This is a genomic window from Streptomyces sp. HUAS TT11, assembly GCF_051553595.1.
In the GTDB taxonomy this organism is placed as follows: domain Bacteria; phylum Actinomycetota; class Actinomycetes; order Streptomycetales; family Streptomycetaceae; genus Streptomyces.
Map to the genome: position 1 here is coordinate 3,123,717 of NZ_CP196184.1, position 26,071 is coordinate 3,149,787.

At 70.3% G+C, this 26,071-nt stretch carries 20 protein-coding genes; 13 read left to right on the forward strand and 7 right to left on the reverse strand.

From position 1 onward, the window contains the following. Nucleotides 1-76 precede the first annotated feature (76 nt). From ACSHXN_RS13900 to glgB, 5 genes are all read left to right on the forward strand, one after another. A complete protein-coding gene (locus ACSHXN_RS13900; protein ID WP_383357154.1) occupies nt 77-1,255 on the forward strand; it encodes a S8 family peptidase in 1,179 nt (392 codons plus the stop codon). Nucleotides 1,256-1,514: 259 nt separating this feature from the next. Next, nucleotides 1,515-3,638, forward strand: a complete 2,124-nt coding sequence (locus ACSHXN_RS13905; RefSeq protein WP_438303182.1) for a maltotransferase domain-containing protein — start codon at nt 1,515-1,517, stop codon at nt 3,636-3,638. Then, nucleotides 3,635-5,335: a maltose alpha-D-glucosyltransferase gene (treS, locus tag ACSHXN_RS13910; protein WP_355142480.1), complete on the forward strand. Its 1,701-nt coding sequence runs from the start codon at nt 3,635-3,637 to the stop codon at nt 5,333-5,335. The genes ACSHXN_RS13905 and treS overlap by 4 nt, the downstream gene beginning before the upstream one ends. Nucleotides 5,336-5,421: 86 nt before the next feature. Next, nucleotides 5,422-6,822 carry a maltokinase N-terminal cap-like domain-containing protein gene (locus ACSHXN_RS13915; RefSeq protein WP_355142478.1) on the forward strand — a complete coding sequence of 467 codons (1,401 nt, stop codon included), beginning with the start codon at nt 5,422-5,424 and terminating at the stop codon, nt 6,820-6,822. Between the two features lie 31 nt (nt 6,823-6,853). After that, nucleotides 6,854-9,613 (forward strand): 1,4-alpha-glucan branching enzyme, encoded by a 2,760-nt coding sequence (gene glgB, locus ACSHXN_RS13920; protein WP_438303183.1) that lies wholly within the window; start codon nt 6,854-6,856, stop codon nt 9,611-9,613. A 61-nt stretch (nt 9,614-9,674) separates the two neighbouring features. On the opposite strand, the gene ACSHXN_RS13925 is transcribed toward glgB, so the two are convergent. From ACSHXN_RS13925 to ACSHXN_RS13940, 4 genes are all read right to left on the reverse strand, one after another. Continuing rightward, a complete protein-coding gene (locus ACSHXN_RS13925) occupies nt 9,675-11,981 on the reverse strand; it encodes a HelD family protein (RefSeq protein WP_438306460.1) in 2,307 nt (768 codons plus the stop codon). A 164-nt stretch (nt 11,982-12,145) separates the two neighbouring features. Continuing rightward, nucleotides 12,146-12,460, reverse strand: a complete 315-nt coding sequence (gene trxA / locus ACSHXN_RS13930) for a thioredoxin (protein WP_355139469.1) — start codon at nt 12,458-12,460, stop codon at nt 12,146-12,148. A 14-nt stretch (nt 12,461-12,474) separates the two neighbouring features. Continuing rightward, nucleotides 12,475-12,903 carry a MerR family transcriptional regulator gene (locus tag ACSHXN_RS13935; protein WP_355139471.1) on the reverse strand — a complete coding sequence of 143 codons (429 nt, stop codon included), beginning with the start codon at nt 12,901-12,903 and terminating at the stop codon, nt 12,475-12,477. A gap of 75 nt (nt 12,904-12,978) precedes the next feature. After that, nucleotides 12,979-13,545 (reverse strand): helix-turn-helix domain-containing protein, encoded by a 567-nt coding sequence (locus ACSHXN_RS13940; protein ID WP_438303184.1) that lies wholly within the window; start codon nt 13,543-13,545, stop codon nt 12,979-12,981. A 305-nt stretch (nt 13,546-13,850) separates the two neighbouring features. Between ACSHXN_RS13940 and ACSHXN_RS13945 the strand changes: the two genes are divergently transcribed. Both ACSHXN_RS13945 and ACSHXN_RS13950 read left to right on the forward strand, forming a co-directional pair. Next, nucleotides 13,851-14,813, forward strand: coding sequence for a TIGR03619 family F420-dependent LLM class oxidoreductase (locus tag ACSHXN_RS13945; RefSeq protein ID WP_355139475.1), 963 nt, complete (start codon nt 13,851-13,853; stop codon nt 14,811-14,813). A gap of 328 nt (nt 14,814-15,141) precedes the next feature. Continuing rightward, a complete protein-coding gene (locus ACSHXN_RS13950) occupies nt 15,142-16,293 on the forward strand; it encodes a serine hydrolase domain-containing protein (RefSeq protein WP_355139477.1) in 1,152 nt (383 codons plus the stop codon). Nucleotides 16,294-16,315: 22 nt separating this feature from the next. On the opposite strand, the gene ACSHXN_RS13955 is transcribed toward ACSHXN_RS13950, so the two are convergent. Both ACSHXN_RS13955 and ACSHXN_RS13960 read right to left on the reverse strand, forming a co-directional pair. Further along, nucleotides 16,316-17,086 (reverse strand): DUF2127 domain-containing protein, encoded by a 771-nt coding sequence (locus ACSHXN_RS13955; RefSeq protein WP_355139479.1) that lies wholly within the window; start codon nt 17,084-17,086, stop codon nt 16,316-16,318. 355 nt (nt 17,087-17,441) lie between these two features. Next, the gene (locus tag ACSHXN_RS13960; RefSeq protein ID WP_355139481.1) at nt 17,442-18,824 is read right to left on the reverse strand and encodes a cation:dicarboxylate symporter family transporter; all 1,383 of its coding nucleotides are present in this window, start codon (nt 18,822-18,824) and stop codon (nt 17,442-17,444) included. A gap of 205 nt (nt 18,825-19,029) precedes the next feature. Between ACSHXN_RS13960 and ACSHXN_RS13965 the strand changes: the two genes are divergently transcribed. From ACSHXN_RS13965 to ACSHXN_RS13985, 5 genes are all read left to right on the forward strand, one after another. After that, nucleotides 19,030-20,688: a sensor histidine kinase gene (locus ACSHXN_RS13965; RefSeq protein ID WP_355139483.1), complete on the forward strand. Its 1,659-nt coding sequence runs from the start codon at nt 19,030-19,032 to the stop codon at nt 20,686-20,688. Next, entirely contained in the window at nt 20,685-21,377 is a 693-nt protein-coding gene (locus tag ACSHXN_RS13970) for a response regulator (RefSeq protein WP_355139485.1), read from the forward strand. The genes ACSHXN_RS13965 and ACSHXN_RS13970 overlap by 4 nt, the downstream gene beginning before the upstream one ends. A gap of 169 nt (nt 21,378-21,546) precedes the next feature. Then, nucleotides 21,547-22,941, forward strand: coding sequence for an extracellular solute-binding protein (locus ACSHXN_RS13975; RefSeq protein ID WP_355139487.1), 1,395 nt, complete (start codon nt 21,547-21,549; stop codon nt 22,939-22,941). Continuing rightward, on the forward strand, nt 22,938-23,804 hold the full coding sequence (locus tag ACSHXN_RS13980) for a carbohydrate ABC transporter permease (protein ID WP_355139489.1): 867 nt from the start codon (nt 22,938-22,940) through the stop codon (nt 23,802-23,804). The genes ACSHXN_RS13975 and ACSHXN_RS13980 overlap by 4 nt, the downstream gene beginning before the upstream one ends. 1 nt (nt 23,805) lies before the next feature. Beyond that, nucleotides 23,806-24,645, forward strand: coding sequence for a carbohydrate ABC transporter permease (locus tag ACSHXN_RS13985; protein WP_355139491.1), 840 nt, complete (start codon nt 23,806-23,808; stop codon nt 24,643-24,645). A 152-nt stretch (nt 24,646-24,797) separates the two neighbouring features. Here the strand turns inward: ACSHXN_RS13985 and ACSHXN_RS13990 are convergent, their stop codons facing one another. Next, complete coding sequence (locus tag ACSHXN_RS13990) at nt 24,798-25,487, reverse strand: cysteine hydrolase family protein (protein WP_438303185.1); 690 nt, start codon at nt 25,485-25,487, stop codon at nt 24,798-24,800. A gap of 54 nt (nt 25,488-25,541) precedes the next feature. On the opposite strand from ACSHXN_RS13990, the gene ACSHXN_RS13995 reads away from it, so the two are divergent. Then, on the forward strand, nt 25,542-26,054 hold the full coding sequence (locus ACSHXN_RS13995; protein ID WP_355805555.1) for a PadR family transcriptional regulator: 513 nt from the start codon (nt 25,542-25,544) through the stop codon (nt 26,052-26,054). Nucleotides 26,055-26,071: the final 17 nt, after the last annotated feature.

The following is a 26,071-nucleotide window of genomic DNA, read 5'->3' on the forward strand; positions in this document are numbered from 1 at the left end:
CACGGACGGACCCCGGCCGCGCCACGCCGAGTCGAGGAGGGGAACTCGAGTCATGACACGGACGGGAAACGCGCGTCTGCGCTGGGCAGGCAGCCTCACCGCGGTCACCACGGTCGCCGCGCTCTCGGCCCTCAGCCCGACCGCGCAGGCCGCCCCGGAGGGGGTCGTCCTGGGCGCCGGCGGCCCCGGCGCCGTCGGCGGAAGTTACATCGTCACGCTCAAGGGGGGAACGAAGGCCGCGTCGGCACTCGGGAAGGGCATCGCCGAGAAGTACGGGGCGAAAATAAGCCAGACCTACGGAACCGCCCTCAACGGGTACGCGGTGAGAGTCGACGAGCGGCAGGCCCGGCGCCTGGCGGCGGACTCCCATGTGGCATCGGTCGTCCAGGACACCAGAGTCACCCTGGACCACTACCAGAAGAACCCGCCCTCGTGGGGCCTGGACCGAATCGACCAGCCGAACCAGCCGCTCGACCGCGGCTACACCTGGCCCGAACCGGCGGGCGCGGGTGTCACGGTGTATGTCATCGACACCGGGATCCGCATCTCGCACAAGGACTTCGGCGGCCGGGCGAGTTACGGCTGGGACTTCGTGGACAACGACAGGACCGCGTCCGACGCCAACGGGCACGGCACACATGTCGCCGGAACCGCCGTGGGCACCGGGTACGGGGTCGCCAAGCGGGCGAAGGTCGTCGCGGTGCGCGTCCTGGACGCGCAGGGCGCGGGCACCACCGCGCAGGTGATCGCGGGCATCGACTGGGTCACCAGGCACGCGAGAAAGCCCGCGGTGGCCAACCTGAGCCTCGGCGGCTACGCGAGCGTCCAACTGGACGCGGCCGTACGCAACTCCATCGCCTCCGGCGTCAGCTACGCGGTCGCCGCCGGCAACGACGGGCTCGCGGCCGGTCTGTACTCCCCGGCCCGGGTCCCTCAGGCCATCACGGTGGGTGCCGACGACCGGAAGGACAGCCGGGCGAGCTTCTCCAACTGGGGTTCGAGTCTCGACCTGTTCGCCCCCGGCGTCGCCATCACCTCCGACTCGTCCGCGAGCGACACCGCCACGGCGACCCTCTCCGGTACGTCCATGGCGGCACCGCATGTCGCGGGGGCGGCGGCGCTCTATCTCGCCAAACATCCGAAGGCCACTCCGGCACAGGTGAGCCGGGCGCTGGTGCAGCAGGCGGTGCCCGGGAAGGTGAGGAACGCGGGGATCGGGTCACCGAACAGGCTGCTGCATGTGGCCAATCCCTGACCGACAGCCGAACGGACAGGCGTAAAGAAGAATTAACCGGACACGCGTAACCTTGCCGGCCTCGCCCCCTGAGGGCGGGGCCGGACCTTTTCGCTGTTCCGGATGCGGCCGGTCTTGAAGGTAGACATACGCGTGAGTAGTTAACAAAGTGCCGGAATGCCCACCCGCACCGGGTGGGAAGGCTCCTCCGGTAGCCCCGCTTGCCCCGCCTTCCGACACCCTCATCCGCCCACCCACGTCGACGCGGACAGGAGCGGTCATGCCCCCGACGCACCACTCGCCGGCACCCTCGACCAACAGCACGGTCACCTCCTCGAAGGAGCAGGCCGACGCCGTGCCCCCTGCCCCGCGGACACCCTCCGCGGGCCCGAGTCCCACTCCGTCCCCGGACACCGGTCCCACGATCGGGCGAATCCCCGTCCTCGACGTACGCCCCCTCGTCCTCCAGGGCCGGCGCCCGGCCAAGGCGGTGGTGGACGAGGAGTTCGAGATCTCCGCGACGGTCTTCCGCGAGGGCCACGACGCCGTCGCCGCCAATGTCGTCCTCGCAGACCCTGAAGGCCGGCCCGGGCCCTGGACCCCGATGCGCGAACTGGCCCCCGGCACCGACCGCTGGGGCGGCACCGTCCGCCTCCCGAGCGAGGGCCGGTGGACCTACGCCGTGGAGGCGTGGGGCGATCCGGTCACCACCTGGCGACACCACGCCGAGATCAAGATCCCTGCCGGTCTCGACACCGAACTGGTCCTGGAGGAAGGCGCACGGCTCTACGAACGTGCGGCCGCCGGCGTCCCGGAGGACGAGGACGGACGACAGATCCTCCTGGCCGCGGTCGACGCCCTGCGGGACACCGGCCGTCCTGCCGCCTCCCGTCTTGCGGGTGCGTTGACGCCTGAGGTGGGTGGGGTGTTGGGGCGGTTTCCGGTGCGTGAGGGGGTGTCGTGTTCGGATGTGCGGGGGGTGGTGGTGGAGCGGGAGCGGGCGTTGTTCGGTTCCTGGTACGAGTTCTTTCCGCGGTCGGAGGGGACGGTGGAGCGGCCGCACGGGACGTTTCGTTCGGCGGCGCGGCGGTTGCCGGTGATCGCGGGGATGGGTTTCGACGTGGTGTATCTGCCGCCGGTGCATCCGATCGGGTCGACGTTTCGCAAGGGGCGGAACAACAGTGTGTCGGCGGGTGCGGGGGATGTGGGGGTGCCGTGGGCGATCGGGTCGCCGGAGGGCGGTCACGATGCGGTGCATCCGGATCTGGGGTCGGTCGAGGATTTTGTGTGGTTCGTGGGGCGGGCGCGGTCGTTGGGGTTGGAGGTGGCGCTGGATTTCGCGTTGCAGTGTTCGCCGGATCATCCGTGGGTCGGGAAGCATCCGGAGTGGTTCCGGCATCGGGCGGACGGGTCGATCGCGTATGCGGAGAATCCGCCGAAGAGGTATCAGGACATCTATCCGGTGTTCTTCGATGGGGACATGGAGGGGCTGGTCGCGGAGACGTTGCGGGTCCTTCGGTTCTGGATGGGGCATGGGGTGCGGATTTTCCGGGTGGACAATCCGCATACCAAGCCGGTGGTGTTCTGGGAGCGGGTGCTGGGGGAGGTCAATCGGCGGGATCCGGATGTGATCTTCCTGGCGGAGGCGTTCACGCGGCCGGCGATGATGCGGACGCTGGCGCAGGTGGGGTTCCAGCAGTCGTACACGTATTTCACGTGGCGGAACACGAAGGGGGAGCTGACGGAGTATCTGTCGGAGTTGTCGGGGGATTCGGCGTCGTACATGCGGCCGAACTTCTTTGTGAACACGCCGGACATCCTGCATGCGTATCTGCAGGGTGGGGGGCGTGCGGCGTTCGAGGTGCGGGCGGTGCTGGCGGCGACGCTGTCGCCGGCGTGGGGGGTGTACTCGGGTTACGAGCTGTGTGAGAACGTGCCGCTGCGGGAGGGCAGTGAGGAGTATCTGGACTCCGAGAAGTACCAGTTGCGGCCCCGGGACTGGGAGGCGGCCGAACGTGAGGGACGCACCATCGCGCCGCTGATCACGCGCCTGAATGCGATCCGCCGGGCCAGTCCGGCGCTGCGGCAGTTGCGGGACCTGCACTTCCATCACGCGGACAACGACGAGGTGATCGTCTACTCCAAGCGTTCGGGTTCGAACACGGTTGTGGTGGTGGCGAACCTCGATCCGCACCACACCCAGGAGGCGACGGTGTCGTTGGACATGCCGCGGCTCGGCCTGGACTGGCACGAGTCGGTGCCGGTGCGTGATGAGCTCACCGGTGTCACCTACCACTGGGGCAGGACCAATTATGTGCGTCTGTCGCCGGGCGAGGCTCCCGCGCACGTGCTGACCGTCCTGCGACCGTCCTCACCGCAGACCGGAGGGTCACCCACACGATGATCGTCAACGAGCCCGTCCCGGACACCTTCGAGGACACTCCCGCCGCGGACCGTGATCCGCAGTGGTTCAGGCGTGCCGTCTTCTACGAGGTCCTGGTCCGGTCCTTCCAGGACAGCAACGGCGACGGTGTGGGTGATCTGAAGGGGCTGACCGCGAAGCTGGACTATCTGCAGTGGCTGGGGGTGGACTGCCTGTGGCTGCCGCCCTTCTTCAAGTCGCCGCTGCGCGACGGTGGTTACGACGTCTCCGACTACACGGCGGTACTGCCGGAGTTCGGTGACCTGGCGGACTTCGTGGAGTTCGTGGACGCCACCCACCAGCGCGGCATGCGGGTGATCATCGACTTCGTGATGAACCACACCAGCGACCAGCACCCGTGGTTCCAGGAATCCCGCGCCCACCCCGACGGCCCCTACGGGGACTACTACGTATGGGCCGACGACGACAAGCAGTTCCAGGACGCGCGGATCATCTTCGTCGACACCGAGGCCTCCAACTGGACCTTCGACCCGATCCGCAAGCAGTACTACTGGCACCGCTTCTTCTCCCACCAGCCGGACCTCAACTACGAGAACCCGGCCGTGCAGGAGGAGATCGTCTCCGCGCTGAGATTCTGGCTGGACCTGGGCATCGACGGATTCCGCCTCGACGCCGTCCCCTATCTCTACCAGCAGGAAGGCACCAACTGCGAGAATCTGCCGGCCACGCACGAGTTCCTCAAGCGGGTGCGCAAGGAGATCGACGCCCACTATCCGGACACGGTGCTGCTGGCGGAGGCCAATCAGTGGCCCGAGGACGTGGTCGACTACTTCGGTGACTTCGGCAGTGGTGGCGACGAGTGTCATATGGCCTTCCACTTCCCCGTGATGCCGCGCATCTTCATGGCGGTGCGGCGTGAGTCGCGCTATCCGGTCTCGGAGATCCTGGCCAAGACCCCGGCGATCCCCTCCAACTGCCAGTGGGGCATCTTCCTGCGCAACCACGACGAGCTGACCCTGGAGATGGTCACCGACGAGGAACGCGACTACATGTGGGCGGAGTACGCCAAGGATCCCCGCATGCGCGCCAACATCGGGATCCGTCGCCGGCTGGCCCCGCTGCTGGACAACGACCGCAACCAGATCGAGTTGTTCACCGCGCTGCTGCTGTCACTGCCCGGCTCGCCGATCCTGTACTACGGCGACGAGATCGGCATGGGCGACAACATCTGGCTCGGGGACCGGGACGCGGTCCGTACCCCGATGCAGTGGACCCCGGACCGCAACGCGGGCTTCTCCTCCTGCGATCCGGGCCGGCTCTTCCTGCCCACGATCATGGATCCGGTCTACGGCTACCCGGTCGCCAACGTGGAGGCGTCGATGTCGTCGCCGTCCTCGCTGCTGCACTGGACCCGCCGCATGATCGAGATCCGTAAGCAGAACCCGGCGTTCGGCCTGGGCTCCTTCACCGAGTTGTCCTCGTCCAACCCGGCCGTCCTGGCCTTCCTGCGCGAGTACAAGGACGACCTGGTGATGTGCGTGCACAACTTCTCCCGGTTCGCCCAGCCCACCGAACTCGACCTCAGCCGCTTCAACGGCCGCCACCCGGTGGAACTCATCGGCGGAGTCCGCTTCCCCGCCATCGGCGAACTCCCCTACCTGCTCACCCTCGCAGGCCACGGCTTCTACTGGTTCCGACTGCGCAAGGACCTCGTGTAGCGGCCGGGCGGGGCGGTTTCCACCGCCCCGCCCGGGGCACGCAGCCAGTGACACCCCGACCGCCCCCCGGGGAAAGGACGCACGCCATGCCGGAAGCCGTCACCCACCCCGCCGCGACCCAGCCCGGTCTCCTCGTCTCCCTGGACCCGTTGCTCAGGGAATGGCTGCCGCGTCAGCGCTGGTTCGCGGGCAAAGGCCGCCCGGTCACCGGATTCTCCCTGGTGGCGGCCACCGAACTGCTGCCGCCCGGGGGCACGCTGAGCCTGCTCCACCTGCTCGTGCGGGCCCATCAACCCGACGTACCGACCCAGGGTGCCGTGCCGCACCCCGGCGACTGCTACCAGCTGCTGATCGGGGTGCGCGAGGCACTGCCGCCGCGGCTGGCTCCCGCGCTCATCGGGCACCCGGAGGACGGACCGCTCGCCGGGCGGACCGTCTACGAGGCGCTGCACGACGCCCGGGCCACGTCCGTCCTCCTGGAGGCGATCCGCAGCCGGGCCCGGATCGGCCGGCTCCGCTTCGAGGGGGACGCCCGCCAGACGATAGGGGAAGGACTGACCCCACGCGTGGTGACCGCGGAGCAGTCCAACTCCTCGGTCGTATACGGAGATACGTTCATCCTCAAGCTTCTGCGGCGTCTCGTCCCGGGCACCAACCCGGACCTGGAGCTGCCGCTGATGCTCGCGCGCGAGCACAGCCCCTGGGTGCCGGCGCCGGCCGGCTGGCTGCTGGCCGACCTCGACGGGCTCGACGACTCCTACGTCCTCGGCGTGCTCCAGCCCTATCTGCGCGGTGCGACCGACGGCTGGGAACTCGCGCTGCGCGAACTGGCCAAGGGCGAGGACTTCACCGGTGAGGCACGGGCACTGGGACGGGCGACGGCCGAGGTGCATCTCGCGCTGGCCCGCGCCCTGCCGACGGTCACCCTGGGCCACGCCCGGATACGGCTGCTCGCCGACGGCATGACCGAACGGCTGGAGGCGGCGGCACAGGCGGTGCCCGCGCTGCGGCCCTACGCACCCGGGCTGCGCTCCGCGTTCGAGGCGCTGGCCGACCTCGCCGCCGAGGGACATGTCTGGACCGCCCAGCGCATCCACGGTGATCTGCACCTGGGCCAGTGCCTGCGCTCACCGTCCGGCTCCTGGTCACTGATCGACTTCGAGGGCGAGCCGTCCAAGCCGCTGGCCGAGCGGCGGATGCCGCAGCCGACGGTACGGGACATCGCGGGGATGCTCCGCTCGTTCGACTACGCCGCGCACTCGGCCGGGCCCCCGGCGGCGGACTGGGCCGCCGCCTGCCGGGCCGCCTACTGCTCCGGGTACGCGGACGTCGCCGAGCGCGATCCCCGCACCGAACCGGTCCTGCTGCGCGCGTACGAGACGGACAAGGCCGTCTACGAGGTCGTGTACGAGGCCCGGCACCGCCCGGACTGGCTGCCCGTGCCGATGGCCGCGATACACCGCCTGTCCGCCGGCGTCACACCGTGATCCACCAACCCCTGCCGAGGAGGCCCCGTCCGTGACCCCCCGTCCTCCGTCCGACGACAGTACGAAGAACAACGGCGACGGTCCGAAGAAGACCGGTGCGAAGAAGGCGACCGCCGAGAAGAAGGCGGCAGCCGCCGCCGGGAAGTCGACGGCCGGCAAGAAGAAGGCGGTGGCGAAGAAGGCGACGGCCGCGCTGAAGAAGGCCGCGGCCGAGCGGACCGGGGCCGCAGCGGCGCCTGCGAAGAAGGCGACCGCCAAGAAGGCGGCGGCAAAAAAGGCTTCCGCCGAGAAGGCGACCCCGGCCAGGACCACGGCGGGGACGGCTGCCGCCGCTCCGATCGCCGCCGCACGGACCGCCGAATCGGCTCCGGTGAAGAAGGCCGCGGCCAAGAAGGCGGGCGCCAGGAAGGCAGCGGACACCAGGACCTCGTCGTCGAGGGGTTCCGCCGGCGGTCCCGCCGGCCCGGCATCCCCCGTCGGGACCCGCACGGCCCGCCCGGCCACGGTGCCGATGGCACGCGCGGCGGTCGAGCAGGACACACCGGCGGCGCCCGTGGCGGGGGCGGACCCGGTACCGACCGGCGTGGCGGGGCAGGACGTGGTCCTCTCCCCCGCCGTCGGCGCTCAGGACCGCGAACGGCTGCTCGCCGGCACCCACCACGATCCGCACGGGGTGCTCGGCGCGCACCGGGTGCCCGGCGGGGTCGCTTTCCGGACGTTCAGGCCGTACGCGCTGTCCGTCACCGTCGTCACCGATTCCCTGCGGGCCGGGCTGCACGACGACGGTGACGGCTTCTTCTCCGGGCTGCTGCCGCTTCGGGACGTCCCGTCGTACCGGCTCCTCGTGGAGTACGAGGGCTCGGTCCAGGACACCGCGGACGCCTACGCCCTGCTGCCCACCTTCGGTGAGTTCGATCTGCACCTGCTCGGCGAGGGCCGGCACGAGGAGCTGTGGCGGGTACTCGGCTCCCACCCGATGACCCATCAGGGCGTGACCGGCACCCGCTTCTCGGTATGGGCGCCGAACGCCCGCGGCGTACGCGTGTCCGGCGATTTCAACTTCTGGGACGGCGCCGCCTTCCCGATGCGTTCGCTGGGCTCGAGCGGTGTGTGGGAGTTGTTCGTGCCCGGGGTCGGCGAGGGGGCGCTCTACAAGTACGACATCACCCGGCCCGACGGCACGCACACGGTGCGAGCGGACCCCATGGCCCGCTGTACGGAGATTCCGCCGAACACGTCCTCGATCGTGCACGCGTCGCACCACGAGTGGGGGGACGAGGAGTGGCTGGCGCATCGCGCGGACACCGCGGTGCACCGGGCGCCGTTCTCCGTGTACGAGGTGCATCTGCCGTCCTGGCGACCAGGTCTGACCTACCGTCAGCTCGCGGAGCAGTTGCCCGCGTATGTGAAGGAGCTGGGCTTCACGCATGTCGAGCTGATGCCGGTCGCCGAGCACCCCTTCGGCGGCTCCTGGGGCTACCAGGTCACCGGCTTCTACGCGCCCACCGCCCGGCTGGGCGGCCCCGACGACTTCAAGTACCTCGTCGACGCACTGCACCGGGCCGGTATCGGTGTGCTGATGGACTGGGTGCCCGCGCACTTCCCGCGCGACGACTGGGCGCTGGCCGAGTTCGACGGGCGTGCCCTGTACGAGCACCAGGACCCGCTGCGGGCCGCCCACCCGGACTGGGGCACCCTGGAGTTCGACTACGGCCGGCGTGAGGTGCGCAACTTCCTGGTCGCCAACGCCGTGTACTGGTGCGAGGAGTTCCACATCGACGGCCTGCGGGTGGACGCGGTCGCCTCGATGCTCTACCTGGACTACTCGCGCGAGCCCGGCCGGTGGAGCCCGAACGAGCACGGCGGCCGGGAGAACCTGGACGCGGTCGCCTTCCTGCAGGAGATGAACGCCACCGTCTACCGACGCTGCCCCGGCGTGGTCACCGTCGCCGAGGAGTCCACCGCCTGGGACGGCGTCACCCGCGCCACGCACCACAGGGGCCCGAGCGGCTTCGGCGGTCTGGGCTTCGGCCTGAAGTGGAACATGGGCTGGATGCACGACTCGCTGCAGTACATGAGTCACGAGCCGGTCCACCGCAGGTACCACCACCACGAGATGACGTTCTCGATGGTGTACGCGTACAGCGAGAACTATGTGCTGCCGATCTCCCACGACGAGGTCGTGCACGGGAAGCGCTCACTGGTGTCGAAGATGCCGGGCGACTGGTGGCAGCAACGCGCCAACCACCGCGCCTACCTCGGCTTCATGTGGGCCCACCCGGGCAAGCAACTCCTGTTCATGGGCCAGGAGTTCGCCCAGGGCGCGGAATGGTCCGAGGCCCACGGCCCCGACTGGTGGCTGCTGGACCCGGCCTACGGCGCGCAGGCCGACCACCGCGGCGTGCGCGACCTGGTACGCGACCTGAACGCCGTCTACCGGCGCACCCCCGCCCTGTGGCAGCGGGACACCGAACCCTCCGGATTCCGGTGGACGGTCGGGGACGCAGCCGAGGACAACGTGTTCGCGTTCCTGCGCTACGACGACGAGGACACACCCGTACTGGCCGTGTCCAACTTCTCCCCCGTCGTACGCCACGACTACCGCCTCGGCGTCCCCGACGACATCCCCGCCTGGCACGAACTGCTCAACACCGACCTGGCCAAGTACGGCGGCAGCGACATCCACAACCCGGACCCGCTGAAGCCGGAGCCCACGCCCTGGCACGGCCGCCCGGCGAGCCTGCGCCTGACCCTGCCCCCACTGGCGACACTCTGGCTCCGCCCGGCGTGACGTTCTGCCTCCCGGGTGTCCGGAAGCCGGGATCCGGCTTCCGGACACGGGGGCAGGCCGTTCAGGCGGAGGAGCCGGGCCGCTCGGACAGCGCGGCCGCCAGCGCCTTCGGCAGCCTCCCGGTGTGCAGCACGCCCAGCCGCTGCGTCGCCCGGGTCAGCGCCACGTACAGGTCACTCGTGCCGTAGCGTCCGGGCTCGACCACCAGGACCGCGTCGAACTCGAGCCCCTTGGCCTCGCGGGGGTCGAGCAGGACGACGGTCCGGGTCAGATCCGGTTCCTCGCCGGCCGTCACCCCTTCGAGGCGTACGGCCAGCGACCGGTGCAGATCGCGCGGGGCGATCACGGCGAGCCTGCCCGCGGGTGTGCCCTCCCGCTCCTGCGGTTCGTCCCGCTCCGGCGCCGGGCCCGTGAGGGACGCGGTCAGCTCCTCGACCGCCTTCTCCACCGCGGAGGGCAGGTCGTCGGTGGCCCGCGCCCAGGGCCGTACCCCCGTGGACCGCACCGAACTCGGCGGCTCGAAGCCGGGGTTCTCCGCGCGGACCACCGCAGCCGCCACATCCATGATCTCGGACGGTGTGCGGTAGTTGACCCCGAGACGCGTGTGCTCCCAGCGGTCCCCGACATACGGCTCGAGGATCTCCGACCACGATCCGACACCGCCGGCCTCGGCCGTCTGCGCCGGGTCCCCGACCAGGGTCATCGAGCGGGTCGGACTGCGCCGCATCAGCAGGCGCCACGCCATCGGCGACAGCTCCTGCGCCTCGTCGACGATGATGTGCCCGAACGCCCAGGTGCGGTCGGCCGCCGCGCGCTCGGCGGCACTGCGGTGGTCCGCCTCCTCCTGCCGCTCGGCGAACCGCTCGGCGTCGATGATGTCGTGCGCGGACAGCACCTCCGAGCCCTCGGGGTCGCCCTCCTCCTTGTCCTCGAACTCGTACGTCCGGGAGGCGTAGGAGACGTCCAGCACGCCCTGTGCGTACGCCACCTGCGTCTCGCGCTCGCGCTCCGCCTGCGCCCTCGCCACCCGGTCGTCCTCACCGAGCAGTTCGGCCGCCTCGTCGAGCAGCGGCACGTCGGCGGTGGTCCAGGCGCGGGTGACCGGGCGGCGGACGGCGGCCGCGTCCTCGTCGGACACATAGCCCTCCGGATCGGCGAGGAAGTCGGCGACCAGCCGCTGCGGCGTCAGCCGCGGCCACAGGGAGTCGATCGCGGACCACACCTCGGGGTTCTCGGCGAGTTCGTCGCGGATCTGGGTGAGGTCGCTCGGGTCGAGGAGGCTGGAACCGTCGTACGGGTCCGTGCCGATGCGTTCGGCGACCATGTCGGTGAGCGTGTTGAGGATGTGGCCCTCGAAGTGCTCGCGGGCCGCGTTGTGCGGCAGCCGGGCGGCACGGGTGCGCTCGCGGGCCACGTTCACCAGGCCGTCGTCGAGCATCAGGACCTCCCGGTCGTGCGCGATGGCGATCACCGGGTCGGGCAGCGCCTGCCGGTCGCGTACGACGGCCGCGAGCACGTCGGACATGTCGGCCCGCCCCTTCACGGCGGCCGCCTCGGGGGTGTCGGCCGACCTCGCCTTCACGCCGGGGAACAGCTCCCCCACCGTGGCCAGCAGTACGCCGGTCTCACCGAGCGAGGGCAGCACCTGGCCGATGTACCCGAGGAACGCCGGATTCGGGCCGACGACGAGGACCGCGCGGCGGGCGAGCAACTCCCGGTACTCGTACAGGAGGTATGCCGCCCGGTGCAGGGCGACGGCCGTCTTGCCGGTGCCGGGGCCGCCTTCCACCACGAGCACGCCCCGGTGCGGCGCGCGGATGATGCGGTCCTGGTCGGCCTGGATGGTCTGCACGATGTCGCTCATGCGGCCGGTGCGGGCCGAGTTCAGTGCGGCGAGCAGCACGGCGTCGCCCGTCGGGTCCTCGTGCCCGGTGCGCTCGCGGTCGCTGAGATCGAGGATCTCGTCGTGCAGGGACGTCACCCGGCGGCCCTCGGTGGCGATGTGCCGCCTCCTGCGCAGCCCCATCGGCGTGTGCCCGGTGGCCAGGTAGAAGGGACGCGCGACCTCGGCCCGCCAGTCGATCAGGACCGGTGTCCGGTCCGCGTCGTCGGCGCGCAGCCCGATGCGCCCGATGTGATGGCTCTGCCCGGCGGAGAGGTCGATACGGCCGAAGCAGAGCGCCCCGTCCACGGCGTTGAGCGCCGCGAGCAGTCCGGAGCGTTCGGCGACGAGGATGTCCCGCTCCAGCCGGGCCTGCATGGGCTTGTCGCCCTGCGCCAGCGCGTCCTCGACGGAGGACTCGGTGTCGCCGCGCAGCACGTCCACGCGCGCGTACAACGTGTCGATGAATTCCTGTTCCCGGCGCAAGTCGTCGTCTGGAAATTCGGTGTTTGACAATTCCGCTCCCGCCCGGATATACTCTGCGTATTGAACTTCTTCGCGACCGCACTCATTGAAGTCGCGAATCATTGAATATACGCAGAGAAATCCCCCGAGCGCAATTGCTCGGGGGATTTCTTCGTGCGGACGGCTCAGAGCACGTCGGACAGTTCCTCCCGCAGCCGCCGCTTGGGCCGCGCCCCCACCATCGCCTTCACGGGCTCACCGCCGCGGAACACCATGAACGTGGGCATCGACAGCACCTTATAGGCGTTCGTCGTCGCCGGATTGGTGTCCACGTCCAGCTGCACCACCTTGAGCCGGCCCTCCTCCTCGGCCGCCAGGTCGGTGAGCACCGGCCCCATCTGCCGGCACGGCGGACACCAGTCCGCGGTGAATTCCACCAGCACGGGAAGGTCCGCCCCGATCACCTCGGTCTCGAAGTCCGCGTCCGTCACCTCGGTCACGCCTGCCGCCCTGATCACTGCTTGCGTCCTCCCAGCTCGCACTCCGGTTCCGGACCACCCGGAACCGCCGCGTCGGCGGCCAGCGCCGCACGCGCCCGCTCGGCCCTCACCAGCTGCTCGCCGACCTGTGCCCGTACCGCCTGCAACTCGCCGATCAGCGTGTCGAGCTCGTCCAGCTTGCGCCGATAGACCGCGAGCGACGCCGGGCACGAGTCGCCCTCCGGATGCCCGGCCCGCAGACACTCCACGAAGGGCCGCGTCTCCTCCAGGTCGAACCCGAAGTCCTGCAGCGTGCGGATCTGCCGCAGCAGCTTCAGATCGCGCTCGTCGTAGGTGCGGTACCCGTTGCCGGTTCGTCGCGCGGACAGCAGCCCCCGCGACTCGTAGTACCGCAGGGCCCGTGTGGTGGTACCGGCCCGCGCCGCCAGCTCGCCGATTCGCATGCGATCGACCGTAATCCTTGACGCCGACGTCAGGGGAAGCACTCGAGCCGGGCGGCTGCCGGACACGGGGAAGGATCACGGCCTTTCGACGCGGGCGAGGACGACCGCATAGCGGCATTCGGCATCGCTGGTGTTGGCGAAGACGCACGGAACGGGTTCGTCGACTTCGATCGAGTCGCCCGGATTGAGTTCATGCACCGCATCGCCTTCGTGAAAGGTCAACCTGCCGTCGAGCACCCAGACGGCCTCCCGTTGGAAGGCCAGGGATGCCGCCGGATACGACACGCGGGCCCCGGGCGGCAGGCGGACCTCGGCGACGTCTGCGGGGAAACGCGGCCCGGTGATCTGGCGCCGGCGATATCCGGTGGCCGGATCGTGCCACTCCGCGGCGTCGGCCGTCCGGTGCACCCCGGTGGCCTCGTCCGGGGTGAGCAGGACGGAGATGGGGACCTGGAAGGCAGCGGCCAGTTTGCCGAGGACGACAGCGGTGGGACTGCTCTCCACGCGCTCGATCCGGTTGATCATCGCGCGGGACACACCGGAGGCGTCCGCGACCTGCGCCAGAGTCCATCGGCGTCGTTCCCGTTCACTGCGGATGCGGGCTGCGATCTGCACGACCAGCGGATCTACTATATTGGACACGTGCTCTAATATATAAGAAACAGGGCCTGCCCGAGCGCCTCGGCGCACCCGCGGACGCGGTCCGCGGCATCCGCACCGTCGCGCACACCTCCCCTGATCCCAGCAGTCCGCCGAGACGTTCGGCGACCCCTCATGCAGCCCCGCTGCCAGGAGCCCGGGTTGGCCACCGTGCCGGCAGGGCTGCCGGGCGGATCCCCGGCGGCGCACGGCCGCGGCGCATGACCGGCCGCGTCCTGGCATCGCTGATTCGTCAGGACTGCCGGTCTCCGACAACCGCTTCATGAATTCCACGTGCTGGAGGACCCATGGAACTCGGTCTCGCACTGCCCACCGCCGGACCGCAGACCTCGCCGGAGACGATCGTCAAGGTCGCCGAGGAAGCCGAACAACTGGGCTACACCGCCTTGTGGACGTTCGAACGCCTGCTCCGCCCCATCAACAAGGTCGTGCTGTGGACGGGTGGTGAACCCGAGATGCTGCCGGAGTTCTACGCCTCGGCGTACGAGCCCCTGGAGACACTGAGCCATGTCGCCGCCGTGACCGAGCGGATCAAGCTGGGCACTGCGGTCCTGGTGGCGCCACTGCACGTACCCGTGATGCTCGCCCGCCGGCTCGCCACCCTGGACCGGTTCAGCGGCGGCCGGGTCATCGCGGGCCTGGGGCAGGGCTGGCAGCACAACGAGTTCGAGACGGCGAACGTGTCGAGCAGCCGCAAGGGCGCCCGCACGGAGGAATTCATCACGGCGATGCGGGCCGCGTGGGGTCCGGACCCGGTCCGGCACGAAGGCGAGTTCTACCGGATCGCGCCGTCGCAGGTGAACCCCAAGCCGGTCCAGGCCCGCATTCCGGTGCTGCTGGCCGCGACGTCACCGGCCGCCGTCAAGCGCGCGGGCCGGATCGCGGACGGCCTGATCCCGATCACGTCCTCGGCGCAGGAACTGCGCGGCATCGTGTCCGCGTTCCATGACGCCGCCCGGGATGCGGGCCGCGACCCCGCGGACCTCATGGTGGTCAACCAGGTTCCCTGGCCGACCCCGGTCACCCGTGAGCCGATCGGGGAGGGGCGGCCCTTCCTCGGCGGATCGCCCCGGCAGATCGCCGAAGACCTCGTGGCCGCCCGCGAGACCGGCGTGACCCAGGTGTACCTCGCCGCCGGCCAGGGTCTCGGGCTCGACGTGGGCCTGCAGGCCGCCGACGTGGACCGGTGGCTCGGGCTGCTCGGTGAGGTGATCGAGACGGCCGACCGCCTGGGCGTCCTCGCGCCGTGAGGAGCAGCGGGCACCGGACCGGCGCACCGCACATCCCACAGAGCACCTGAACACCGGCAGTGCCCGAACGCTCCGCTCAGCCGACAACGAGCCGGGATCTCCTTCAGAACACCCCGATGGGTGCCGCAGGACCTCGCGCCGAACTCGGGAGGACCCCTGCATGCGAGCCGGTTCGGTGGACGCCCTTCCGGGAAGCGCCCGATCGGCCGGCCACGGACCGCGGCCGGCCGGGTGACCGCCGTCGAACGCGGTATCCGGGCACACCGATGATTTCCGCCCGCCCCGGCGGTCTCGTCTCCCAAAGCCCCCGACGAAGGCGGACGGACCGATGACCACGTTGCACCACCTCCTCCGGACGTATGTCGACAAGGGCTGGGCCCCGGGCGCGGTGGCGCTGATCGACCGCCACGGCAGCACGGAGACCGCGGCGGTCGGCTTCCTCGACGCCGCCGCGTCCGCCCCGATGCCTCCGGACGCCGTCTTCCGGCTGGCCTCGATCACCAAGCCCGTCGTCGCCGCCGCCGTCATGACCCTCGTCGACGACGGCACGCTCACCCTCGACGACCCGATCTCGGCATGGCTGCCCGAGCTGGCCGAGCCCGCGGTCGTCCGCACGCCGGCCGGCCCGCTCCAGGACGTGGTGCCCGCCGCCCGCCCGATCACCGTCGACGACCTGCTGACCTTCCGCGCCGGATACGGCTTCCCCGCCGACTTCTCCCTCCCGCAGGTCAAGGCGCTGCTCGCCGTGCACAAGGACGGCCGCACGCCGGCCGGCCTCCCCGACCCGGACACCTGGCTCGCCGGACTGGCCCGTCTGCCGCTGCTGCACCAGCCGGGCACCACCTGGCTCTACAACACCTGCTCGGACCTCCAGGGGATCCTGATCGCCCGCGCCATCGGCCGCCCGCTCCCCGAGGTCCTGGCCGAGCGGATCCTCGCACCGCTCGGGATGACCGACACGGGATTCGAGGTCCCGGCCGCCAGGCGGCACCGGTTCACCACCGCCTACCGACCGGACGGCAAGGGCGGCCTGGAACCGGCGGACACCCCCGACGGCGCCTGGAGCAGGCTGCCCGCGTTCCCCTCCGGAGGCGGTGGACTGGCCGGAACGGCCGCCGACTGGCTGGCCTTCGGCCGCATGCTGCTGAACGGCGGGACCGCGCCGGACGGACGCCGTGTCCTGACCGCCGAGTCGGTGCGCCGGATGACCACCGACCATCTCACCCCGGACCAGCGCGCCTCGAGCACCCTGTTCCTGGAGGGACAGGGCTGGGGGTACGGCGGCTCGGTCGACATCGCGGCCACCGACCCGTGGACCGTGCCGGGTCGCTACGGCTGGGTCGGCGGCACCGGCACCACCGCGCACATCGTCCCGGCCACCGGCACGGTCGCGATCCTGCTCACCCAGCGCGCGATGGAGAACCCGAGCCCCACTGCCCTGATGCGCGACTTCTGGCGGTACACGGCCGAGACCTCGTGAGCGGTTCGCGACGTCCGGGACCCTACCGTGCGCCCGCCAGCCCTGCCGACTCCTCGACCTCCAGCAGCGAGGCGCTCCGCCGCTCCTCGTCGAACGCCCTGCGTCCGCCGCGCAGCCCGAACAGCCGCTTGGCGATGGCGATGTAGAGGACCGCGAGGATGTTCAGCACCAGGGTGGCGATCTTCAACGCGCTGATGTGCTCCGTGAGCTCGTAGATCTCCAGCGGAAGGAAGGCCGCCGTGGCGACGACCGTCAGGTACTCCGCCCAGCGCTTGGCGTACCAGAGCCCGACCGCCTCGACGAGCTCGACCAGCGCGTACGCCAGCAGCAGCGCGGCGACCAGGAGGAGCGTGGAGTGCCGGTAGCCGAAGGTCTTCTGGATGGTGCCCACCACGGGCGAGTGGTCGAGGTCGTAGTGGAAGTGCCGGAAGACGGGGCGGAGGACGTTCAGGTACTCGTTGAAGAGCCGCCGTACCGCGTCCTGGCTGTTGCTGAACCTCCATACGGCGACCGCCACCAGGACGATGAACACACCGCGCACGGCCCGTTCGGCGGCGAGGAAGCGCAGGATGAACAGGTCACGCAGCACCTTGCCGCGCGGCACGAGCGGCGCCTCGGCCGCCGGCCCCGAGCCGTGCGGCGCACCGAGGACGAAGTCGCCGCAGCGCAGGCACCGCCACACCTCGCCCAGCGCGCTGTCGGCGCGCAGCCGCACCCGAAGCCGGGGGTCGTCCGGCGCGTAGGTCACATGCCCCCGGCGTGCGCAGGTCCGCCGGTCCCAGTCGATCTTCATACCCCCGTGCCTCCCGCGGAAGGTGCCGTGCCGGGTCCCTACGGCACGGCACGGTAGTGCATGCCCTACAAGACGTAGGAGCGGGGCACGAGGTTCCGCGGCAGGTCAGCGGGCTCCGCGGCAGCGCTCCCGGACCGCCCGCCCGGTCGCCCGCCGGACCACCGGGCGGGCGGTTCCGGGCAGGACCGAGCGGCCGCGCCCACGGGGGGAGGCTCGGCCGCTCGGTGGTCTTTCCGTGGTCCCGGGCGCCCGGCCCGGGTTCAGGCAGGGCCGGGCGCCCGGCGTACAGGGCGGGCAGGTGCGCATCGCACCGCCGGAGGGCGTCGGGCCGCGTGGCCCACCTCCGGCCAGGCGCCTACGCCTTGGCCAGCTCCCTCTCGCCGCCGTCCCCGGAGGGCTCGGCGGGCGTGGACGCCTCGTTCTCGTCGAGCAGCGTCCGCTCGTCGAAGGGCAGCCGTCCGGCGAGCACCTCCTGGACGCGCTCCTTGTCGATCTCCTTCGTCCACGTGCCGATCAGGACGGTGGCCACGGCGTTGCCCGCGAAGTTCGTGAGGGCGCGGGCCTCGCTCATGAAGCGGTCGATGCCGACGACCAGGCCGACGCCGTCGACCAGCGCGGGCTTGTGGGACTGCAGGCCACCGGCCAGCGTGGCGAGGCCGGCGCCGCTGACGCCCGCCGCGCCCTTGGAGGCGAGGAGCAGGAAGAGCAGCAGCGGGATCTGCTCGCCGACCGACAGCGGCGTGCCCAGGGCGTCGGCGATGTAGAGCGACGCCATGGTCATGTAGATCATGGTGCCGTCGAGGTTGAAGGAGTAGCCGGTCGGGACGGTGATGCCGACGACCGGCTTGCTGACGCCCAGGTGCTCCATCTTCGCGATGAGCCGCGGCAGCGCGGACTCGGAGGAGGACGTGGACAGGATCAGCAGGAATTCACGGCCCAGGTACTTCAGGAGCGTGAACACGTTCAGGCCCGCGACGATGCGCAGCAGCGCGCCGAGCACGACGAAGACGAACAGCACGCAGGTGATGTAGAAGCCGAGCATCAGCACCGCGAGGCTCTTGAGCGCGTCCAGGCCGGCCGAACCGACGACCGCGGCGATCGCGCCGAACGCACCGATCGGGGCGGCCCACATGACCATGGCGAGGATACGGAAGACGAGCCGCTGGATGTGCTCGATGCCGCGCAGCACCGGAGCGCCGGCCTGTCCCATCGCCTGAAGGGCGAATCCGGTGAGGAGCGCGATGAGGAGGGTCTGCAGGACCTGGCCCTCGGTGAAGGCGGAGACGAAGGTGACGGGGATGATCGAGAGCACGAAGTCGACCGGCGGCAGTGCGTCCGCCGACACCTGGGCGTGACCCGCGTCCTTGATCGCGTTCGTCAGGTGCAGACCCTCACCGGGGTGCAGGATGTTGCCGACGACCAGGCCGATGGCCAGTGCGACCAGGGACATCACCAGGAAGTAGCCGAGCGCGAAACCGCCGACGGCGCCGACCTTGGCGGCCTTGCGCACCGAGCCGATGCCCAGCACGATCGTGCAGAAGATGATCGGCGAGATCATCATCTTGATCAGGTTCACGAAGCCCGTACCGAGGGGCTTGAGCTCGACCGCGGCATCGGGCCAGATGAGGCCCACGGCTATGCCCAATGCCACCGCGACGATCACTGCGATGTAGAGATAGTGGGTGCGGTCCCGCTTGACCGCGGGCGCGGCGGATGCCGTTGGGGGTGTGCTGGCCACGGCTGCCCTCCTCGACGACGTCGTCGGATCTTCCGGCGTGCGGCTCACGTCCGGGGGGAAACGGGAGATGTGCTCCCGGCGGCCGGGAGGCGGCGTGCTCCCCGGCGATGCGGTGACTATCTCCCGCCCTGTGACGGCGGTCACCCTTCCGTTCATTTAGTTCACGCTTATATGGAGAGCCGGAGCCGCAAGGCAGACTGAACGCATGCGCGTCCCCACCCTCCCGAGCCCCCGCAGCCTCGCCGGCCAGCTCTTCGCGATGCAGGCCGTGCTGATCGCGGTCCTCGTCGCGGGGTACGCCACCTTCACCTACCTCAGCGACCGCGGCCAGGCCCAGGACGCGGCCGGCCGCCAGGCGATGGCAGTGGCCCGCTCGGTCGCGGACGCCCCCTCCGTCCGCGCGGCGATCCGCACCCCCGACCCGACGAGCACGCTCCAGCCGTACGCGACCGAGGTCCAGCAGCACACCGGCGTCGACTTCGTCACGATCATGAACCCGCGCGGGATCCGCTGGACGCACCGAGATCCCGCGAGGATCGGCGAGCACTTCCTCGGCCACACGGCCCGCGCACTCGCGGGCGAGTCGTTCACCGAGACCTACACCGGCACCCTGGGGCCTTCGGTGCGCGCCGTCACGCCCATCCACGACGACGGCCGGATCGTCGGCCTGGTGAGCGCCGGGATCAAGGTCGACACGGTCACGGCACGGGTCCAGGAACAGGTGACGACCCTGCTCGGTGTCGCGGGCGGCGCCCTTGCGCTGGGCGCGATCGGCACCTATGTGATCAACGCCCGGCTGCGGCGCTCCACCCACGGCATGAACGCGACCGAGTTGAGCCGGATGCACGACTACCACCAGGCGGCGCTGCACGCCGTGCGCGAGGGCCTGCTGATGCTGGACGGCCGGTTCCGGGTGGCACTGATCAACGACGGCGGCCGGGAACTGCTCGGAGTGAGCGGCGAGGTGGTGGGCCGCTCGGTGGCGGAGCTGGGTCTGCCGGCCCAGCTGACGGGCGCGCTGCTGTCCTCCGAGCCCCGGGTGGACGAGGTTCATCTGACCGCCACACGTGTCCTGGTCGTGAACACCTCCCCGGTCTCCGGCGGCGAACGGCGCGGCACGGTGGTCACCCTGCGCGATGTCACGGAGCTCCAGTCCCTGACGGGCGAGCTGGACTCGGAACGCGGCTTCACCCAGGCGTTGCGCTCCCAGGCGCACGAGGCGGCGAACCGGCTGCACGCCGTGGTCTCGCTGATCGAGCTGGGTCGCGCCGACGAGGCCGTCGACTTCGCCACGGCCGAGCTGGAACTGGCCCAGGCCCTGACGGACCAGGTCGTCGCAGCCGTGAACGAACCGGTCCTCGCGGCCCTGCTGCTGGGCAAGGCGGCGCAGGCCAACGAGCGGGGCGTGGAGCTGGTGGTGTCGGACGACAGCCGGATCGACGACGGCCTGCTGCCGCCGTCCCTGCCCGCCCGGGACCTGGTGACGATCCTCGGCAATCTGATCGACAACGCGATGGACGCCGCTCAGGGCACGACGGGCGCCCGGGTCACCGTGACGGCGCGCACCGACGACTCCGGCCTGGTCCTGCGCGTCTGCGACACGGGCGCGGGCGTGGATCCGTCGCACAAGGAGGCCGTGTTCGAGCGCGGCTGGTCGACCAAGCCCGCGACCGCCACCGGGGGCCGTGGGCTGGGCCTTGCCCTGGTCCGCCAGACCGTCCGCCGGCACGAGGGCACACTGACCGTGTCGCAGGCGGCCGCGGGCGGGGCCGAGTTCACGGTGCGGGTGCCCCTGCCCACGGTGAGGGTGCCCGCGCCGGCGGTACCGGAGGCCGGGGCCGCCCTGTCAGGAGGTGTCGCATGACCGAGCCGATCCGCGTCCTGGTCGTCGAGGACGACCCGGTGGCCGCCGACGCGCACATCATGTACGTCGGCCGGGTCCCGGGCTTCACGGCGGTCGGCACGGCGCACACGGGCGCGGAGGCACGGCGGCTGCTCGACCGTACGCGGGTGGATCTGCTGCTGCTCGACCTGCACCTGCCGGACGTGCACGGACTGCAGCTGGCGCGCTCGCTGCGGGCCGCCGGATACCAGGCGGACGTCATAGCCGTCACATCGGCACGCGATCTGGCCGTGGTGCGGGAAGGGGTCTCGCTCGGGGTGGTCCAGTACGTGCTGAAACCGTTCACTTTCGCAACACTGCGGGACCGTCTTGTGCGCTATGCGGAGTTCCGTGAGGCGGCGGGCGAGGCGAGCGGGCAGGACGAGGTGGACCGGGCCCTGGCGACGCTGCGGGCGCCGGGGCCGGCGGCGCTGCCGAAGGGACTGAGCGCACCGACGCTGGAGCGGGTGACGAGCGTGCTGCGGGAGCGTGCGGAGGGACTCACCGCCGCCGGGGTCGCCGAGAACGTGGGGATCTCACGGATCACCGCCCGGCGGTACCTCGAACACCTCGTGGAGGCGGGGCGTGCCGGACGCAGTCCGCTCTACGGTCAGGTGGGGCGACCCGAGTTGGTCTACCGCTGGGTGCGGGGGGCCGAGAAGTCCCGCTAGGCCAAGCGGAGTTCGGGGTGCGGCACGGGCGCCGCAGGGTGGCGCCGCAACCGGAGCGCAGGTCACGGGCGAAGTATCCCCCGCACACTCATTGACCTGACTAGACCACTCCTCTTACCTTCACACGGCAGTCGTCCCGGCCGACAACGATGTAGGCCAGTAGGAGGTCGTGCCCGTGCGCCCCACCGCCGCCCGCTTCCGTTCCACTTCCGTACTCACTGCACTCCTCGCCGTCTCCCTCGCCGCTCCCACGCTCACGGCGTGCGGCAGCGGGTCCGGCAGCGACCCGGACACGGTGAAGATCTCCTTCAAACAGTCGACGGACAACTCGATCCATGTCATGGACGACTATCTCGCCGGCATCAAGAAGCAGTTCGAGAAGGAGAATCCCGGCAAAAAGGTCGAGCTCGTCCCCATCAAGGCTCCGGACTCGGAGTACTACACCAAGCTCCAGCAGATGCTGCGCTCCCCGAAGACGGCTCCCGACCTCGTCTACGAGGACACCTTCCTCATCAACTCGGACATCACCAGCGGCTACCTCAAACCCCTCGACCCCTACCTCGCCAAGTGGAAGGACTGGGATCAGTTCATCGACACGGCGAAGGCCGCGGCCAAGGCCGAGGACGGCAAGACGTACGGAGTCCCGGACGGCACCGACACCCGTGGGCTCTGGTTCGACAAGGGCATCTTCGAGAAGGCGGGACTGCCCACCGACTGGCAGCCGAAGACCTGGGACGACGTCCTGGCCGCCGCCCGCACGGTCAAGGAGAAGGTCCCCGGCGTCACGCCCCTCAACGTCTACACCGGCAAGCCCGCCGGTGAGGCCGCCACGATGCAGGGCTTCGAGATGCTCCTGTACGGGACGGGCGACGGCACGGCGGATCCCCTGTACGACAAGGGGACCAAGAAGTGGATCGCCGGCGGCCAGGGCTTCAAGGACGCCCTCGGTTTCGTCCACACCGTGTACCAGGAGAAGCTGGGCACGGATGTCTCCCAGGCGCTCGACCCCAACATCCAGACGATCGTGCGCGGTGAGCTGCTTCCCAAGGGCAAGCTCGCCATCGACCTCGACGGCTCCTGGCTCCCGCAGGACTGGCTGCCGGGCAGCGGCCACGAATGGCCCGAGTGGTCGAAGGAGCTGGGGCTCGCGTACATGCCCACCCAGCACGGCCAGGCCCCCGGCAAGGTGAGCATGTCCGGCGGCTGGACCTGGTCGATCCCCGCCAAGGCGGGCAACCCGGACCTGGCCTTCAAGTTCATCCAGACGATGCAGACCAAGGCCAACGCGCAGAAGTGGTACATCGCCAACTCCGGCATCGCGGTCCGCAAGGACGTGGCGTCCGACCCCGCGTACGTGAAGGCGCAGCCGGGGATCAAGTTCTTCACGGACCTGGTGAGCAGCACCCACTACCGGCCTGCCTACCCGGCCTACCCGAAGGTGTCCACCGCGATCCAGGAGGCCATGGAGGGCGTGACGACGGGTGACGCCTCGGTGGACAAGGCGGCGAGCGACTACGACGACGCGCTCAAGGCGGCGACCGACAACCAAGTGGTACAGAAGTGACCGATCCGCGCCGCTCCCTGGCCCGTGCGCTGCCGGTGGCCCCCGCCGTGGTCCTGCTGCTGCTCTTCCTGGCGGGCCCGATCGCCTACTGCGCGTACATCGCCTTCACGGACCTGCAACTCACGGGCCAGGCGCACTCGTCCTTCGTCGGCTTCGCCAACTTCCGTACCGCGTTCGGGGACGAGGCCTTCCTCAACGCCGTCTGGCTGACGCTCGTCTTCACCGTGGTGTCCTCTCTGGTCGGCCAGAACACACTGGGGCTCGCCCTGGCGGCGCTCATGCAACGGGCCTCGAAGCCGGTGCGCACTCTGACGGGCGGGGTCGTGATCACGGCCTGGGTGCTGCCGGAGGTGGTGGCGGGCTTTCTGCTCTACGCCTTCTTCCGCAAGGAGGGCACCCTGAACGCGATCCTCGACGCGCTGCACCTCCCGTCCCAGAACTGGCTCTACACCCTGCCGATCCTGGCCGTCTCGTTCGCGAACGTCTGGCGGGGGACGGCGTTCTCCATGCTGGTCTACTCGGCGGCCCTGAACGAGATCCCGAAGGAGATCACGGAGGCGGCCGAGGTGGACGGCGCGGGCGGACCCCGCCGTCTGTGGCACATCACGCTGCCGATGATCCGCCGGTCCATCGGCACGAACCTGATGCTGAACACGCTCCAGACGCTCTCGGTCTTCGGGCTGATCTGGGTGATGACGAGGGGCGGCCCCGGCAACAAGAGCCAGACCCTCCCCCTCTTCATGTACGAACAGGCCTTCCAGAACAGCATGATCGGGTACGGGACGGCGGTGGCGCTGCTGCTGCTGCTCGTCGGTTCGGTGTTCTCGGTCATGTACATGCGACTGCTGCGAACGGAGGTGTGAGGTGGCGTCCACGCTCGCCTCCCGCCGCACGGGGCGCCGGCTGGCGGCCGACACCGGTCTGCTGGTGACGGCCGCCGCGTTCGCGCTGCCCCTCGTGTGGGTGATCCTCTCCTCGGTGGACCCGCAGGCGGACCTGCGGGTGAAGGCCCCCGACGGCATCACCCTGGACAACTTCGACGCCGTGCTCAAACCCGACATCACCTTCACACCGCTGCTCAACAGCCTGATCCTGTGCGGCGGGGGAACGCTGCTGACCGTGGTGTGCGCGGCCCTCGCCGCGTACCCGCTGTCGCGCTTCAGGTCCCGCCTGAACCGGCCTTTCCTGCTGACGATCCTGTTCGCGACCAGCCTGCCGATCACGGCGATCATGGTGCCGGTCTACGCGCTGTTCGTGCAGGTCGACCTGATCGACACGATGCAGGGCACGATCCTGTTCTTCGCCGCCTCCCAACTGCCGTTCGCCATCTGGCTGATGAAGAACTTCATGGACGGGGTGCCGAAGGAGCTGGAGGAGGCGGCGTGGACGGACGGCGCGTCGCCGATGCAGTCGCTCGTACGGATCGTGCTGCCGCTGATGGGTCCTGGAGTGGCGGTGGTGACGGTGTTCTCGTTCGTGATGATGTGGGGCAACTTCTTCGTGCCCTTCATGCTGTTGCTGACCCCGGACCAGATGCCGGCGTCGGTGAGCATCAACGAGTTCTTCGGCAACCGGGGAATGGTGGCGTACGGCCAACTGGCCGCGTTCTCCGTCATCTACTCGACGCCGGTGATCCTGTTGTACGTGCTCGTCGCACGGCGTCTCGGCGGCGGATTCGCGTTGGGCGGGGCCGTCAAGGGGTGAGCGCGAGGAGGCGGGCCGCCGCCCTGTGCACCGGCTCCACGCCGGGCGGGGCCGCCGCGGGCGAGGACACCCGCGCCGGCCCCGCCCGCATCGTGGAGAACCTCGGAGCGCGGTGGGGAGGACCGTTCGCCGGAGCGGCTCCGAGGGCTGCTTCAGGCGCTGTCGTCCCCGCCCTCGCCGACTGACGCGCCCGGGGGCGCGCTCAGTCGGTCCGTGATCTCCTCGGCGCTCAGCACGAGCGCGAACCCCTTGCGCAGGACCGCGAGTTCGGGCTCCTGCCGGGACTCGTCGTCGGTGGCCGTGACATCGGATCCGAAGACGACTCGGTAGCCGCGTTCGTATGCCTGCCGGGCGGTGGTGCCGCAGCAGTAGTTGGTGAGTGTTCCCGTCACGACGACGGTGTCCCGGCCGAGGTTGCGCAGCATAGTGTCGAGCGGGGTGTCGTAGAACGCGCCGTAGGAGGGCTTGCGGATCAGGGCCTCGTCGGGGCGGCGGTCCATCGGGGCCCATACCTCGGCGGGGCCCGGCCGGTGCCAGTCGGTGTCGGCGTGCGGGAGGAAGCGCAGGCCGTGGGGCCGGTCGAGCCCGAGATGCGTGTCGTCGAAGACGGTCCAGATCACCGGGACGGCTGCGGCCCGGCACACCTGCACCAACTGCCGCAGCCGGGGTGCCATCCGGGTCGCCGCGGGCACCCAGTAGGGGCTCCAGCCGGGCCGGACGAATTCGTCCTGCATGTCGATGACCAGCAGCGCCGTCCGCTCGGGCCGTATGCCGAACGACGCCCGGCCGTGCCGGTAGGCGTCCCGTGCCCGGGCGGTCACCCATTCCTCGGAGTACGTCACCCTCACCCCTACATCGATTCGATGTACCTCGGTTCGATGTGCGAGAGTAGCAGCATGCTCGAACTCGCGATCCTGGGATTCTTGGCCGAAGGGCCGCTGCACGGCTATCAGCTGCGCCGTCGAATCGCGTACTTGTCCGGCCATACCCGGCCGGTCAGCGACGGCAGCCTCTACCCCGCGATCAACCGGCTGGTCGATGCCGGGCTGCTGGAGCGCCGCACCGAACCGGGCGCCTCAGCCGCTCATCGGCACACCCTGCGCCTGACCGACGCCGGCCGGCGTGAGCTGCTGCACCGGCTGCGGGACGCCGACGGCCTGGACATCAGCGACGGCACCCGGTACTTCACGGTGCTGGCCTTCCTCTCCCAGCTGCCCGACACCGCCGACCAGCACGCGGTCCTGCGCCGCCGCCTGGACTTCCTGGAACAGCCCGCGAGCTTCTTCCACGACGGTGACCGCCCACTGACCGCCGCGGAGACCGACGACCCCTATCGCCGGGGCATGCTTGTCGTCGCCCGTGCCACCAGCCGCGCCGAACGCTCCTGGCTGCGGGAAGTCCTGGCGTGACGCGTCGCCGCACACCC